Here is a 16,009-nt window from a genome sequence, read left to right as displayed (position 1 = left end):
AGCTTCGGCTCTCTTTTTTGTTTAGCGTTTTAATTTCAGTTTACGTAACTTTCTATACAGCGTATTTCGGCTAATTCCTAACTGCTTGGCGGCTTTAGTGATGTTGCCTTGGCAGCGTTGATACACCGATACAATATTCTCATCAATGGTTTGTTTAAGATCGTTTGGTGGTGAATCACTGCTTAACGGCAAATTCGCTAACTGCTTTTGTAAAGACTCTGGTAAATCATTCCAACTCAACTGGCTTTGCTGCTCGGCCAATAAACACGCCACCTGCATAAAGTTGTCTAACTCTCGCATATTTCCTGGCCACTCATAAGCCAGCAGCTTCGCAAATAGTTCAAGGTCAATGCCTTGTTCATTTGTGCAATAACGCTGATGTAACTGCCTGAGTAATTGGCTTTTATCACTGCGCTCTCGCAGTGCAGGTAAGCAAATCTGTAAACCGTTCAGCCGATAAAAAAGATCTTCTCGAAACAAACCGCTCGCCACGTGCTCAGTTAGATTAACGTGAGTAGCCGCCACCACTTGCACATCAACAGGAAAGGCTTGATTACCGCCAATAGGCACCACTTCCCGCTCTTGCAGCACACGCAATAATCGGCACTGTGCGGCTAAGGGCATTTCGCCAATTTCGTCTAAAAACAAAAATCCACCATCGGCTTGGCGGATTTTGCCAATAAAACCTTTTGGGTTAGCGCCGGTAAAGGCACCCGCTTGGTAACCAAACAACTCCGCCTCCACCAGTTCATTGGGTAAAGCGGCACAATTCACTGCTTGCAACAATTTATCCGAGCGCTGGCTTTGCTGATGCAAGCGTTTAACAAAGCGTTCTTTACCTACACCGGTTTCGCCCAAAATTAACAGTGGAATCGATTTGCTCACTACTTTTAACGCATGCTGCCAAGCCTTATTTACCGTTGGGTCAAGGCTAAAATCTTGCTCGCTGTCTGCGTGAATCACCTCATACTTGGCGGTACTTGGTTTAAGCGCTCGAGTATGTAAATGTAATTTGGCTTTATCAGATTGCCCCTCACTACTCCATCGCTCACCTAAGTGCTCAGCTAAAGATTCGCCAATACTGAGCCGCTTAATAAGCTGCTGTGCCATTGGGTTATGACCAACAATCTTGCCTTCACTATCTGCAACAACAATGCCCTGCCAGCCAGAGTTAAGTAAGTGAGCTTGCGCCGCCAAATCAATTCTGTAGTGGCTTTGCGGTAGCTGACACAACAAGGCTGTTTCAACTTGCTGAGCCAAGCTGCTACTAAGATGCATAGTTTGCTGATTATGTCGCTGCTGTTCACTGGTGATATCTAACACCGCTATCATTTCTCCACTTGGCGAAAAAATAGGGCTAGCGGTGCAGCTCATAAAACGATGTTGCTTTATAAAATGCTGTTCACCAATTACTGCCACCGCTTTTTGGGTAGCAATAGCGGTACCAATTGCATTGGTGCCTTTGTATTGCTCCAGCCAATTCACGCCAGTTTCTAGCGCAATGTTCGCCAACTTATCGCTGTAGCGCTCAATTCCCCAATACTGAATCACATAGCCATCCATGTCTGACAAAATCAAACGGCTCGATGTATGTGCCATAAGCTGTTCAAACAAAGGATAGGCGTAACGCTCTACCAAGGTAATGAGCTGTTGGTTTTGATAGTGGCGCTGCTGAAGATCACTGGACGATAAGCGTAACTCGGTAGGTGCAGCTTGCTCAGATAAACCCGCATGCTGGCTGCGAAGCCAAGAAGCATCAATAGAGCTAGGTAATTGCGGCTTGCTAATCATGGCGTTGTTCCAAAATGTAACACTTCCACTGTGTCAGATAATGACAGTGTGACACGCTAAGTCATTCCGCTGCTTTATAGCCCGTCACGCCCAAGAAACTTGTTTACCTTGTCAATCATAACTTTACATTTCATTAACAACAAGTTTCTACAACTTGGTGCAAGCCTTGCTCTATAGGGTTAGCACGCACCATAAGCGCGCCACAAAATGAAACACTTTAATAACAAATAGAATTATAAAAGGAATTGACGATGCTATATGCACAGCCTGGTACGAGCGGTTCATTAATTACATTTAAAGAGCACTACAACAATTTTATTGGTGGTGAATGGGTCGCCCCAGTAAATGGACAATATTTTGATAATCCTTCACCAGTAAATGGTGAAGTATATTGCCGAGTTGCTCGCTCAGATGCCCAAGACATTGGCCTCGCACTAGACGCAGCCCACGCAGCCAAAGAAAGCTGGGGCAATACTTCAGTCGCCGAGCGCTCAAATATGTTATTGCGTATTGCAGATAGAGTTGAGCAAAACCTTGAGTATTTGGCAGTGGCAGAAGCATGGGAGAACGGTAAAGCCATTCGCGAAACACTAAACGCCGATTTACCCTTGGTGGTTGATCATTTCCGTTATTTTGCTGGCTGTATTCGGGCTCAAGAAGGCGGTGCTGCCGATCTAGACGCCAATACAGTGAGTTATCACTTCCCAGAGCCATTAGGCGTAGTGGGTCAAATTATTCCTTGGAACTTCCCAATGTTAATGGCGGCTTGGAAGCTCGGTCCAGCCTTGGCTGCAGGTAACTGCGTGGTGCTAAAACCGGCAGAGCAAACTCCGGCATCCATTTTGGTATTAATGGAGCTAATTGAAGACATAGTGCCCAAAGGCGTCATTAACATTGTTAATGGCATGGGTGAAGAAGCTGGCCAAGCCTTAGCCATTAGCCCGCGTATTGCTAAATTAGCCTTTACTGGCTCCACCGAAATTGGCCAACACATTTTAAAATGTGCGGCTGAATCACTGATTCCCTCTACCGTTGAGCTTGGTGGTAAGTCACCCAATGTCATCTTTGCCGATGTCATGGATCACGAAGATGAGTACCTAGATAAAACCATTGAAGGTTTGCTGTTGGCGTTCTTCAACCAAGGTGAAGTATGTACCTGCCCGTCTCGCGCATTAATTCAAGAATCTATTTACGACAAATTTATGCAGCGAGTATTAGAGCGTGTCAAAACCATTAAACAAGGTGACCCTCTTGATACCGATACCCAAGTAGGCGCACAAGTCTCTAAAGGGCAGCTAGACAGAATTATGAGCTACCTCGAAATTGGCAAAAATGAAGGCGCTGAGCTTTTAACTGGGGGCGTTACCGCTAGCTTAGAGGGGGAGCACAACAACGGTTACTACGTTCGCCCTACCATACTAAAAGGCACCAACGACATGCGGGTATTCCAAGAGGAAATATTTGGCCCGGTAATTTCTGTCACCACCTTTAAAGATGAAGCCGAAGCACTAAAAATTGCGAACGATAGTGAATACGGATTGGGCGCCGGAGTGTGGACCAGAGACATGAATTTGGCTCAACGCATGGGACGAAAAATTGAAGCAGGCCGCGTATGGATAAATTGCTATCATGCCTACCCTGCTCACGCTGCCTTTGGCGGCTATAAACGCTCGGGAATTGGTCGCGAAACCCACCAAGTGGCGATATCGCACTACCAAAATACTAAAAACTTATTAGTAAGTTACGACGTAAACCCGCTCGGCTTTTTTTAGTTCTTAACAACAAACACTCAAAGCAATCCAAAAAGCAAAAAAGAGAGCCTAGGCTCTCTTTTCTTTCAACGGCCAATACTAAGCAGGTTGCCCAGTAGCCGCTAATACTACTTCACGAATACACACATTTTGCGGTTGTCCGTAAGCATAAGCTACAGCGTCAGCAATGTTTTGAGTATTCAGTACACCGCCCATTTCTTCTTTCCATACTTCGTAACCGTCTTTAATTTCTTGGCTAGTAGTATGGCTAAGCAGTTCGGTTTCTACCGCGCCAGGGGCAATAACGGTTACTCGAACATTGTCACCCGCTACTTCTTCACGAATGTTTTCACTTACCGCGTGAACAGCAAATTTAGTGCCGCAGTATGCCGCATGGCTTGGGAAGGTTTTACGACCAGCAATAGAGCTAACGTTAATAATGGTGCCTTGCTGGCGCTGCTTCATGCCCGCCAATACAAGATGAATACCGTTTAGTAAACCCATCACGTTCACGTCTAACATGGTTTTCCACTCGCTTGGTGCTTGCTCGTGAGCAGCTCCTAGCAACATTACACCCGCGTTGTTCAATAACATGTCTACTGGGCCATATTGTGCTTCGGCGTCTTTAATCGCCGCTTCAAAATCACCCAGTTCAGTTACGTCTACTTTCCGACAAAGGGTATTCGGTAGATTTAGGGCTTCTAGTTTCTCAATGCGTCGAGCGACTAACAATAAAGGATGTCCGGCTGCCGACAATGTTTTTGCGCAAGCTTCGCCAATACCAGAACTTGCACCCGTAATAACCACTAAAGGCTTAGACATAGTAACTCTCCAAATCTACATTTATAAAGGACTCAAACAGCTAAAAAATGTTGCTGCTCGGTAATGGCGCTAACTATAGTTCTGGTTTATATAGGTGTAAAATATCGTTTTCCTCTGGTTACCATAGGTTTTAATTATGGATGTGCGTTTACTTAAATGTTTTGTGGCGGTGTTTGAAGAACGCTCGATGACGGCAGCGGCCGAGCGCTGCTTTGTGTCGCAACCGTCACTGTCTTCGGCCATTAAGCAACTGGAAGCAGAGCTAGAGGTGCAACTGTTTGTGCGCCACAAACGCGGGGTAGATTTAACCGACCAAGCTCACCATTTATATCCTTTGGCAGTTCAAGCGCTGGGTCAATTGAACAAAATGTCTAGTTTGTTTGCCAACCTTCCCGCTAGCTTGCCGCTAAAGCTCGCTAACTTTCACGATATTAGCCCCAGCTTGTTTGCTAAGTTCATCGCTCACTGTAAGCAACAACAGCCCTTGTTTAAATTTGAATTATTGGACGATCAAGATACTCAAGCGCAAGCTCGGTTAAGCCTTGATGTATTGAAGCAAGAAGACGAATTATTTATTCCACTGTGGGATGAAGATTACGTATTGTGTGTGCCTCAGCAGCACGAACTTGCCAAGCAGCAGCAAGTAGAGATTGCCGCGCTAAACAACTACGACTTTATTGAATGCGTGGCCTGCGAAGCTCACCAGCAAACCTTAAGCTTGCTGGCCTCGCAAGGATTTGCAGTAAACCTAGTGGCCAAGGCCCAACATAAAACCCAAGTAAAACACCTGGTCAGCGCCGGTGTAGGCATATCATTCTTGCCTACTGGCGTATTAGAAACCGCCGCCGATTTACAACAAGTTAAGTTACTCGCGCCACGTATGTATCGCAGCATTGGCTTGTGCATAAAAGCCAGTGCCAGCGCAAAGCCAGAGCTAAGCGCGCTGCTAGACGCGGCTAAAACTTGGGAGCTTAACTAATCGGGCGCTAATAGCTATCTGCTAGGTGATACACCCTCAAGCTAGCCGCCATGCGCTCAAACTCATCACCCATATAGTTAAGGCTTATTGGTTGCTGTGGCAGCAAAGTAAAACTTGAATCAGAAAAACGGCCACTGGCGTCGCTTTCTAAATGAACAAAAAAAGCAGGTTTGTTAGTGCTTAAAGTAATGCTTTGCGTTGCCTCATCGAGCTGAACACTCACTTCAGCTTTGGCTATCGCTAAGCTTTTATAGGCTTCACCCACCCAAGTGTTTTGCAGTTTGTCTCCGTTTGAGCGCCATTGCACAATGTAAAAGCCTTGAGTACGCTGTTTCTCAAGCTCAGCCAAAGGCATCGTCCAAACCACATCGTTAGCATCGGCAGCTATATTAAGCTCTAGCGCCTTACTAAAACCTACCTCTCCTTGCCAGCTAACAAACTGCAATTGGCAATCTAATACACTAGCACTCGCGCTATCGTTAATAAGGCGCAACTCCAAAGCCTCATCGCTTTCTACAAAGCTTAGGTATTGCGGGGCGAAGAAGCGTTTTGCGTGGTAATGCAGTTGCTTCCAGCAGCCGCTATATTCAATGCTCGACCACGAACTGACTGGCCAATTATCGTTAAGCTGCCAATACAACATGCCTCGGCAAACTGGGCTATTAGCCCGCCAATAATCACAAGCGGTTTTAATCGCCAAGGCTTGTTGTACTTGGCTTAAATACAACATCTGTTCAAAAGAGGCAGGAAAGCGAAACAGCCGAGTAAACATCTCAGTAATAATGCTATTACCGCTTGGGTTCTTTTGGTGATTCTCAAAGGTGGGCGAAGTTACGTTCCAGTCTTCAGGCTCCACAAAGGTTTTTACCTCGGCCAAGGATGGCCAAGATTGATAACCAAACTCAGAACAAAAACGTGGTTTTATGGTTTGATAAGCCGCAAAGGATTTGCCCGAATGCCATACATCCCAAAAGTGCATATCACCTTGGCTATCATCATGCCACGCATCACCGTAATCTAATGCGCCATTACAAGGTGAGCTGGGCCAAAATACGCGGCTAGCATCGTGCTGCTCAACCACTTGTTGAACCGCACGGTTAAGCCGGTCGTAATTCACCACATAACGTTCACGGTTAGTTTTAGATTCGGGGTACCAATTAATTGCGCCAATCACTTCGTTGTCGCCACACCACAGCACAATACAGCTATGGTCGCGTAAGCGTTGAATTTGGTCGGCTAACTCAAGCTGCACATTGGCCACAAAGTCATCGGTAGAGGGATACAATGAACAGGCAAACATCATGTCTTGCCACACCATTAAGCCCAATTCGTCACACAGCTGATAAAAGTCATCGGCCTCATATTGGCCGCCGCCCCACACACGAATCATGTTCATGTTGGCGGCTTTAGCATCACTTAACAGCTGCCTATAGCGTTGGGGTGTTTGCCGCGATGGCATCGCATCCAGCGGGATCCAATTAGCGCCTTTGGCAGTTATGGGGCAACCGTTAATCACAAAGGTCATAGCAGAACCATGGCTATCGGCTCGCGTATCTAGCTCTAGCTTTCGCAAGCCAATTTTTTTCTCAATGCGCTGTTCAGCCAAACTCACTTGCAGCGTATACAGGGGCTGCTCGCCGTAACCTGCTGGCCACCACAGCTTTGGGTTGTCTAAATGAATGCGCGCCACGCTGGTCTGGCTATCTAGCTCTGGGATAACCTCTACATGTTGGTCGTCAAGGATAAGGTGAATAGGCTGCAAGCAATCAAGGTCATGCTTTATGGTAATCACCAACTCAACAGCTTGCCCTTGCCAGTGCTGCTCTATTTGGGTACTTAACAATCTCGCTTGATTGGCCAGCTTAATTTGCACTGGGTCATAAATACCGCTCACCATTAAACAAATGCCCCAATCCCAACCCGCGTGGCATTGGCTTTTACGCAAACTGTTCATATAGGGAATTTGGTTATTGCCCATGGACGAAGGCACAACAAAAGGCAGGCTGTCAGCGCGTTGCTTGGCGGCAACATCGGCGCGATGAAAATACACCCGAAGCTGATTAGACCCAGCTTTAACAAACGGCTTAATGTTAAAGCGCCATAAGCGAAACATGTTGTCGCAACTGGCCAGCAGTTGGTCATTTAAGTAAACGTCGGCCACCGTATCTACTCGGCTTAAAGCCAGTTCAATAAAATCATGATTTAGTTGTTCATCACTTAGCTCAAACTCAGTACTCAGTTGCCAATCAGCTTGCCCTACCCACTGCACATCTTGTTCGTTACATTTCGAGTAAGGATCTGGTATCAAGCCTGCGTTTAGCAAGGCTGAATGATTATCACCGGGGATCTGACAAGCTATTTCAATCTCAGGGTAATCGGGAGAAGTTAATAGCAAATTTTGGTTTACATTTAAGTGAGTCATTTAGCCTCTTATTAAGCCTTACAACATTGCTTTATTCTGCAGCCTACGCATAGCAAATAAGGGCGGCAACTTAGATTAAAATGCTTTGTGGGAAGCATCAAGAATTACTGGTGTTGATTGACTGAGTTTCAAGAGAAAAGAGACATATTTATAAACCAATGATACCGAGAAGATACTTATCTTAGCCCTAAGTTATACGCTCTCATTACTCATTCTCTTCTTACCTTTTTCTAGTTTCGCTGAGTAAAATCACTGCGTTTTACACACGTAAAAGGCAATTCATTTTCTTTACAAGATCTTGCACCCTTTTATGCTGATGCTTTTATCATTTTTTGAGCTAGTCAGCTGATGTAGCTTAGAAAAGGTGATAGTCTGACTTTTATCAAATGTATGATAAGAGTAATAACTCCTTGTTTAAACGATGATTTCTTCCTCTTAATAAGTTGTTATGCCTCAATAAAAGATGTGGACATCATGGAAAAATTTAAAGAATTTAGTGAGTTTACTGCGCACAGTCGCAATATTTCAGCTCTAATATCTATGTATAGGCTTATAGAAAATACTGATGTCGCATCAATTGAACTTACGCCAATCATAGTATTTCAAGCCTTCTCTATTGAGTCATTCTTAAACCACTTAGGTGGCAAGCACATAGATATTTGGGATCATATAGAAAGGTTGTCTTGGCGGAAAAAGGTTGAAGTCCTTCATACTCATGCTGAAAAGAAAACTGATTGGGGAAGCAAAGAGCTCCAGTTTGCAGCAAAAATATTTAAGATTAGAGATCGCTTAGCTCATGGAAAGCCAGAGTTTGTCGAAGGCTCGAGAGAGTACACTTCTCAAGCCGAACTTGAGGCAGAATGCAATAGAAAACCAATGTTAGAGCCTAAATGGTACAAGGAAATTACAAGGGAAAGTATCTTGTCGTCAAAAAATGATTTTATTTATTTAATTGAGTATTTTAGCTCACTAATGGGTGAGCACAAGTCGACTTATTTGAATACAGGAAGTGGTGGATTCATTACTATCTCAACAAAAGAGGCATAACTTGGCGTTATGCGCTGGTATTTATATTATGCATTACCTAAAACGAGGTGTTGATGAATTTTTTTAATATCAATATTACTGACATCGAATCATGCTCTTTAAAGCGTAATGTAACAATACCATTGTTTATAGTTGTAACAGCTGGAAAGCTTGTACCTGAATCTATAATAAAATTTTTATTGAGAGATACGGATGCAGGAGCCAAAAGTAGTAGAGAAATGAAGCAAATTTACGGAATCGTTGCAGAGGTCTTGCAAGAAGCTTCTAAAGATGAAAAATTGAAAAAGTATGCAGGTATTATTGCAACAATTGAAGAGAATGGTGACCGAATAGTTATTTCTATTAAATAACTCCTTTAGCAATAAGCATACAATGGGTAGTTTATTTCGTTATTTCAGTATCTTGCACATAACAAACCAACTCACGCGGACGGATTTCGTGGACTAGAGGAAGTAAGGAAAATGAAACACACTTTGCTTCCATTGTGGCTTCTTTTGGTATCATGCCAAGACGCAGAAAGCTTGAACATCCCCAGTGAAAACCTAAATCTAAGTATTCACAAAAATGGACGACAAACGGCAGAATGCCTAATTCAGTTAGGTAGCGGTGAATACAATCAACTCAAATCTTGGTTTTCCAGCAACGAGAGAACTTGGGACAAAGCACCTGCCACTTACCTCCCACAAAAAATACTTCGCTCAGAAAACTTTAAAGCTGCGTTGTATCCAGATTACATTGTTATAAATGACGTTTGGCGACAGCCCTTTGATATGGAGCTTTATCAAGCCTTCGATTGCACTTAGTAAACCCACTTAGTAAACCCACTTAGTAAACCCACTTGCACAAGCCGAATTCGGTACGCACAAACCTATAGCCTTTCGGCCAACTTCTTAGGTGTATCAAACAAGCGTAAACAGGCACTGTACTCGCTCCAATTTTGCCACTCTAAATCAGCTTCCATCACCGCTAGGCTTGCGGTAGGAAACTTGATTAAATCTTCCCCCGTGAGGTAATTAACCAAATCTTCAAAGGCAGGGTTGTGCCCTACCAAAGCAATCTTGTTTATTTGATTAGGTAAGGCTTGAATATGTACCAGTAAATCGGCCCAGCGAAAGGTATATAAGCTGTTTTCACAGCTTATTTGAAGGTCGACTTCTAGATCACTTCCTTTAAGGTATTGGCTGCGCTGTTCTAACCAATACTCGCAAGTTTGCTGGGCACGCAGTGCTGGTGAGTAATGCACTAATTCAAGTTGCGAGAACTGGCTAGCGTAATGACTCGCCATTAGCTGCGCGACCTTGTGGCCTCGCGGTGCCAGGAGGCGTTGCTTATCTGCCAAATGGGGTTCATCCCAACTGGATTTAGCATGGCGAATTAACCACAGCTGTCGCGACATTAAAACTCCTTAGTGCTAAAAACAAAAAAGCCTGCAAAGCAGGCTTTTAGTGTAAGGCAGATGCTGCTTACGGGCGAGCTAACATATCACCAATACCTACCCATTTGTAGCTGGTAAGTTCTTCTAAACCCATTGGGCCGCGAGCGTGCAGCTTTTGGGTGGATACTGCTACTTCGGCACCTAAACCAAACTGAGCACCATCAGTAAAGCGTGTAGAAGCATTTACATATACTGCGGCAGAACCCGCCGCATTAACAAAGCGCTCTACGGCATTTAGGTTGTTCGACAATATTGCATCTGAGTGGCTAGCGTTATGGGTACGCATGTGAGCAATCGCTTCTTCTACGTCTGCCACTACCTTCACCCCTAGGGTGTAACTTAGCCATTCGGTATCAAAGTCACCTTCGCCCGCTGCTTGTAAGTCTTTGGCATTGGCTAAACCCGCCATGGCGTTTTCGGTAGCCACTAATTTAACCGATGAATTGTTCATGCACTCGGCTAACATTGGCAATAACTCTGCGGCTACGTTTTGATCAACCAATAGGCTGTCTAGCGCATTACAGGCAGAAGGACGCTGAACTTTTGAATTCTCAATTACATTGAGTGCAGCAGCCAAATCTACCGAGTTATCTACGTAGATATGGCTAATGCCAAAGCCGCCAATAATCACCGGAATGGTGCTGTTCTCTTGACACATTTTGTGCAGGCCCGCGCCGCCACGAGGAATAATCATATCCACGTAGTCGTCTAAGCGCAGTAGTTCGCCTACCAGTTCGCGATCAGGTTTTTCAATGTATTGCACTGCTGCCGCTGGCAAACCTGTTTGCTCTAAGGCAGATTGAATTACCGACACAAGCGCCATGTTTGAATGGAAGGTTTCTTTACCGCCACGCAAAATACTGGCGTTGCCGGTTTTTAAACATAAAGCGGCAATATCAATAGTTACGTTAGGCCGCGCTTCGTAAATGACCCCTACTACACCTAATGGCACACGGCGGCGTGATAAACGCAGGCCGTTTTCTAATACGCGGCAATCCATCTCGCTGCCGATAGGGTCGTTAAGTGAAATAACGTTACGCACGTCGCCAGCAATGCCCGCTAAGCGTTCGCTGTTTAGCATTAAACGGTCCAGCAAAGCTTCAGATAATCCATTTTGGCGTGCTGCGTCTAAATCAATTTTATTGGCCGCAAGAATGCGCTCTTGTTGAGCTTCTAACTGATCGGCAATGGCCGCTAGCGCTGCATTTTTTTGGCTAGTACTTAAGGTTGCTAAATCAAAGCTAGCTTGTTTGGCTTGTTGCCCTAGTGTTTGTAAACTCATTTGGAATTCCTATTTCAATACTAAATCGTCACGGTGAACAGCAACAGGCCCGTAGCCATACCCCAGGGTTTCTTCAATTTTCTCTGAATGTAAGCCCTTTATTAAGTCCATCGCTTTGGCTTGGTAGCGACAAACACCGCGAGCAACTTCTAGACCTTTGCTATCGACAATACGCACTACATCTCCGCGACTAAACTTACCTCGAATAGCGGTGATGCCTTTTGGTAACAAGCTTGAACCACAGTCCATAATGGCCTTACAAGCACCATCATCCAATACCAACTCACCTTCTGGCGGAAAACCGGCCAAAATCCACTGTTTGCGATTTTCGAGGGAGGTATTGTCGGTAGGGAAACGTGTACCCACACTTTCCCCTTCAACTAAACGTGTAATCACATTTTCAGCATGGCCTGCAGCTATAATCACTTCAACCCCTGCTCTGCCAGCAACTTCGGCAGCTTGCAGCTTGGTCGCCATTCCACCGGTTCCTAATCCCCCCACACTGCCACCAGCCAAGGCAACAATAGACGCGCTAATTTCCGGTACGACTTCAATCAATTTAGCATCTGGGTTGTTGCGAGGATCAGCGGTATATAAACCGGGTTGGTCGGTTAACAGTAGTAGCTTGTTTGCTTCACCCAAAATAGCGACTAGCGCCGACAAGTTATCATTGTCGCCAACCTTTATTTCAGCCGTTGCCACTGCATCATTTTCATTAATGATTGGCACAATACCGTGTTTTAACAACGCTTTGAGTATATCTTTGGCGTTGAGAAAGCGTTCGTGATCTTCTAAATCTGCTCGTGTGAGTAGCATTTGCCCAACATGCATATCGTAGATGCCAAACAGGCTTTCCCAGGTTTGAATTAATCTACTCTGGCCTACCGCTGCCAACATTTGCTTGTTGGCAATAGTAGGCGCAATGTTATTGTGCGTGAGCGAAAGGTGTTCTCGCCCTGCCGCAATGGCACCTGAAGAGACCACAATCAGCTGATGACCGGCTTTGCGCAACAATGCACACTGTCGCACCAACTCAATCATATGGGCGCGATCAAGCTTAGAGGTGCCTCCAGTAAGCACACTGGTGCCTAACTTAACTACAATGGTTTGCTTCAACATGCTTGTTAATTATTCCAACTCGGCTAAAACGCAAAGCGAGTATTCTACCTGATATTAATAAGACGCACAGACTCTGTGCGCCATTTTTTTTGCGGAACTCTTCGGCTTAAGCTGCCGGGAGAGCCAAATTGGGGGATAACGAGGGAGCAGCGCTAACGCTAAGTTCTAACTTTTGTAGGGTATCTAGCAGCTTTTGGTAAAACACGTCTAAAGAGTCTTGAACTTCTTTTTGGTGTTTTGCTGGAATGGCGCCTTCTTGCCACTCGCCCTGCTTGTCGTATAGTCCGAACCAGTAATGGTATTCAAAATTGTCTTCGCTCACACGTAGCTCTAACCACCAGCCAAAAAACTCGCGTTCTTCTGCTGCTGGTTTGTCGCTAACACAAGAGGCTAGGCAATCAAAAAAGTACTGTTCTTTACTACTATGTTCCTTGCGAAAGTACGGCCCCATAGCGGTAAATCTCGAGGTCAACTTTCCATGGCTTGGCCAAGTCACTTCCATGCGCTTAATCTCTCCACAGTGATGGTTGTTCAACAACATTTGGTATCACCATAATGACCACAATTAACTGAAATCACAATTGCTTTTGTAGCCAATGCGTGACCTTTGTGAAGATTTGGTTGTAATTTTCTAGTGAATCCACCTCTTTTAGCATTTCAACTTCACAATGGGATGAAGCCATATTTAACAAAGAGATATCGGTTTGTGGGCTAATTGCATCATTCTTACGCCCTACCACAAACATAGGTAGCTTGGTACGTGGCCCACCTAAAATGCCTTGGGTTTTGAGGGACAAGGGTAAGCAACGATAAAACAAGCTTTCGGTATTGCCTGCGTTGCTCCCGCTGCGATTGGCTAAACAGTCTTGATACATTTGTGGCAAGTTTTGGAAACGCTGAATATCGGTAAACAATCGGTCTACAGGTGCACCCACTGTCACTACTGCGCGCAAACGTTGCGAGGCGATAAATGCCAAACGTGCTGCTACGTTGCCAGCAAATCGATAACCCAACATGGCAACACGGGCATGATCAACCCATGGCACTTCAGGGAGATGATCTAGCACGGCTAAATGGATCTTGCTGCTGTCTTGTTGCAATTTCCAGTGAGAGCAATGCCCTGCTCCTGGCAAATCGATACACAGCATGGCAATGCCGGCCGGTGCTAAGAATCGCTCAAAAAACGGATACAACTCGGTTTGAATGGTATCTAAGCCGCCGCTCACTAACACCACCGGTTTTACCGAATCGGTATCAGGTAAATGCAAATAACAAGGCACTTGTTTGCCTTCAATGGGCACATTAATAATTTTGCATTGATACTGGCTGTGCTCCATAGCAGACACAAAATTACTATGAGCAAGCGCATGTGCAGAAGTGGCTAAATCGTCCCCTTTAAAGTGCGGATAAGCCGCTACAGTGGCGCTGTAACTAGCTTGTAAAAACTCACTGTAGGCCTGCTGTTGTTCACCTTCTTCGGCGGCTTGTTTAGCCTTAACTTGATGCCCTACCGCACGCTGCATCCACTCATAATTCCAGTTACCTGGTTGGTAACCACCGATGGTGTCTAACAACTCGCTGGTACGTGGTTTGTCGCACATGGCGATACTGGCAAACAAACGCTCGGTTTCAATGGGGTCTAAGCCTAACCATGCCCAGTATTCTCGGCGTAACAAGCGATACCAGTTTCTGCCATCTTCTTGGCCTATAGCGGTTGATTGAGCCGCATTAGAGTTTGAAACAGTGGAGGTTTCTACCACATTAATACGTGGCTTAAACAATACTTCGGATAGATTTTCCTTCACAACAACTTACTCGCAGTCTTATTAATGAATAAAATATACCATAAAAAAAGGTCGCCACATTGTGACGACCTTGCTTGTTATGAGGTTTTAGTCAGCTTTAGAAAAATGCAAACTTAAGTACAAATACTACAGCCAGTACCCAAACGCTTAACGGTACTTCTTTATGGCGACCAGCTAACAGCTTAATCGCGGCGTAAGAGATAAAACCAATTGCGATACCGTCGGCAATAGAGAACGACAGCGGCATTAAAATAGCCACAATTGCAGCCGGAGCGGCTTCGGTTAAGTCGGTCCAGTCTACGTTAATAAGGCCCGATAGCATTAAAGTACATACGTAGAACAAGGCACCAGCGGTAGCGTAGGCAGGGATCATTCCAGCCAATGGCGAGAACAATAGCGCTAAGATAAATAGCACACCAACCACTACAGCGGTAAGGCCAGTGCGGCCACCCACTTCTACACCCGCGCCACTTTCAACGTAAGAAGTTGTGCTAGATGTACCCAGCATAGAGCCTGCAATAGTCGCGCTAGAGTCAGCTAACAGTGCTTTTCTAAGGTTTGGTAGATTGCCGTTTTCGTCCAGTAATTTACCGCGCTGAGCAACCGCAGTTAAGGTGCCTGCAGTGTCGAATAAATCAACAAACAAGAAAGCAAAAATAACACTGATCATGGTCACATCTAAAGCGCCCATAATATCTAGCTGCATAAAGGTAGGAGCAGGGTTAGGAGGCATAGAAACAATACCGCCATATTGGGTGTAACCCAATACAATCGACAATACCGTAATCGCCAAAATAGAAATAAGTACGCCACCTTTAACTTTGCGGTACTCAAGGCCAATAATCAGGAAGAAGCCTAATGCAGCTAGAATCATCTGATGTGGATTCTCGTGACCTAAGCTCACCAACGTAGCTGGGTTGTCTACCACAATGCCAGCATTTTTAAGGGCGATAAAACCAAGGAACAAACCAATACCGGCAGCAATACCTACACGTAATGTTTGCGGAATCGAGTTGATGATCCACTCACGAACTTTAAACAAGCTCAAGCAAATGAAAATAACACCCGATAAGAACACCGCACCTAAGGCCACTTGCCAGCTATGACCCATGCCAAGCACTACGCCATACGTGAAGAATGCGTTTAAGCCCATACCCGGCGCTTGAGCGATAGGATAGTTAGCATAAAGGCCCATAATGAAACAACCAACCGCTGCAGCTAAACAAGTCGCAACAAATACTGCGCCTTGATCCATCCCTGTGGCAGCTAGCATGCTAGGGTTTACAAAAATGATGTAGGCCATGGTCAAGAAGGTGGTTAAACCCGCAATGACTTCTGTGCGCACATCAGTGCCATGCGCTTTCAATTTAAATAGTTTCTCTAACATAGCAGTGTATGTTCCTTGGACAGACAGTGGTTTAGTTGGCCGTTGTTAGGCATTCCATTAAAGCTAACAGCGGAAATCGCGAGGCATTATATTCGTGGCCTAAGTAAGATGCTACCGGATGATGAAGCCAACCTGCGCTAGATCAGCAAAAAAACCTAAAATCACCAAC

The 16,009-nt window shown here is 45.1% G+C and carries 14 protein-coding genes; 5 read left to right on the top strand and 9 right to left on the bottom strand.

Translation table 11 applies throughout. The features are described from left to right. Positions 1-21: 21 nt before the first annotated feature. A complete protein-coding gene (locus tag Q4592_RS19820) occupies positions 22-1,791 on the bottom strand; it encodes a sigma-54-dependent Fis family transcriptional regulator (RefSeq protein ID WP_303516414.1) in 1,770 nt (589 codons plus the stop codon). A gap of 251 nt (positions 1,792-2,042) precedes the next feature. On the opposite strand from Q4592_RS19820, the gene Q4592_RS19815 reads away from it, so the two are divergent. Further along, entirely contained in the window at positions 2,043-3,563 is a 1,521-nt protein-coding gene (locus tag Q4592_RS19815) for an aldehyde dehydrogenase family protein (protein WP_303516412.1), read from the top strand. 78 nt (positions 3,564-3,641) lie between these two features. On the opposite strand, the gene Q4592_RS19810 is transcribed toward Q4592_RS19815, so the two are convergent. Continuing rightward, a complete protein-coding gene (locus Q4592_RS19810) occupies positions 3,642-4,364 on the bottom strand; it encodes an SDR family oxidoreductase (RefSeq protein WP_303516410.1) in 723 nt (240 codons plus the stop codon). A gap of 136 nt (positions 4,365-4,500) precedes the next feature. Here Q4592_RS19810 and Q4592_RS19805 point away from each other — a divergent pair, with 136 nt between their 5' ends. Continuing rightward, positions 4,501-5,343 (top strand): LysR family transcriptional regulator, encoded by an 843-nt coding sequence (locus Q4592_RS19805; RefSeq protein ID WP_303516409.1) that lies wholly within the window; start codon positions 4,501-4,503, stop codon positions 5,341-5,343. Between the two features lie 7 nt (positions 5,344-5,350). Here Q4592_RS19805 and Q4592_RS19800 read toward each other — a convergent pair whose 3' ends face one another. After that, on the bottom strand, positions 5,351-7,765 hold the full coding sequence (locus tag Q4592_RS19800) for a glycoside hydrolase family 2 protein (protein WP_303516407.1): 2,415 nt from the start codon (positions 7,763-7,765) through the stop codon (positions 5,351-5,353). Positions 7,766-8,239: 474 nt separating this feature from the next. On the opposite strand from Q4592_RS19800, the gene Q4592_RS19795 reads away from it, so the two are divergent. From Q4592_RS19795 to Q4592_RS19785, 3 genes are all read left to right on the top strand, one after another. Next, positions 8,240-8,812, top strand: coding sequence for a hypothetical protein (locus Q4592_RS19795; RefSeq protein WP_303516405.1), 573 nt, complete (start codon positions 8,240-8,242; stop codon positions 8,810-8,812). A gap of 53 nt (positions 8,813-8,865) precedes the next feature. Next, a complete protein-coding gene (locus Q4592_RS19790; RefSeq protein ID WP_303516404.1) occupies positions 8,866-9,162 on the top strand; it encodes a hypothetical protein in 297 nt (98 codons plus the stop codon). 111 nt (positions 9,163-9,273) lie between these two features. Then, positions 9,274-9,615, top strand: coding sequence for a hypothetical protein (locus tag Q4592_RS19785; protein ID WP_303516402.1), 342 nt, complete (start codon positions 9,274-9,276; stop codon positions 9,613-9,615). Between the two features lie 65 nt (positions 9,616-9,680). Here the strand turns inward: Q4592_RS19785 and Q4592_RS19780 are convergent, their stop codons facing one another. From Q4592_RS19780 to Q4592_RS19755, 6 genes are all read right to left on the bottom strand, one after another. Next, positions 9,681-10,208 carry a histidine phosphatase family protein gene (locus tag Q4592_RS19780; protein WP_303516400.1) on the bottom strand — a complete coding sequence of 176 codons (528 nt, stop codon included), beginning with the start codon at positions 10,206-10,208 and terminating at the stop codon, positions 9,681-9,683. 67 nt (positions 10,209-10,275) lie between these two features. Then, complete coding sequence (locus Q4592_RS19775; protein ID WP_303516398.1) at positions 10,276-11,529, bottom strand: glutamate-5-semialdehyde dehydrogenase; 1,254 nt, start codon at positions 11,527-11,529, stop codon at positions 10,276-10,278. 9 nt (positions 11,530-11,538) lie between these two features. Beyond that, the gene (gene proB, locus Q4592_RS19770) at positions 11,539-12,648 is read right to left on the bottom strand and encodes a glutamate 5-kinase (protein WP_303516396.1); all 1,110 of its coding nucleotides are present in this window, start codon (positions 12,646-12,648) and stop codon (positions 11,539-11,541) included. A gap of 106 nt (positions 12,649-12,754) precedes the next feature. Then, positions 12,755-13,189: a sigma factor-binding protein Crl gene (crl, locus tag Q4592_RS19765; RefSeq protein WP_303516395.1), complete on the bottom strand. Its 435-nt coding sequence runs from the start codon at positions 13,187-13,189 to the stop codon at positions 12,755-12,757. 34 nt (positions 13,190-13,223) lie between these two features. After that, complete coding sequence (locus tag Q4592_RS19760; RefSeq protein WP_303516393.1) at positions 13,224-14,453, bottom strand: alpha/beta hydrolase; 1,230 nt, start codon at positions 14,451-14,453, stop codon at positions 13,224-13,226. A 97-nt stretch (positions 14,454-14,550) separates the two neighbouring features. Next, complete coding sequence (locus Q4592_RS19755; protein WP_137671563.1) at positions 14,551-15,840, bottom strand: NCS2 family permease; 1,290 nt, start codon at positions 15,838-15,840, stop codon at positions 14,551-14,553. Between the last annotated feature and the right edge of the window lie 169 nt (positions 15,841-16,009).

The organism is Agarivorans sp. 1_MG-2023 (assembly GCF_030548385.1).
Lineage (GTDB): Bacteria > Pseudomonadota > Gammaproteobacteria > Enterobacterales > Celerinatantimonadaceae > Agarivorans.
Note: the sequence above shows the minus strand (reverse complement) of the source record. Positions and strands in the feature narration are given on the sequence as shown.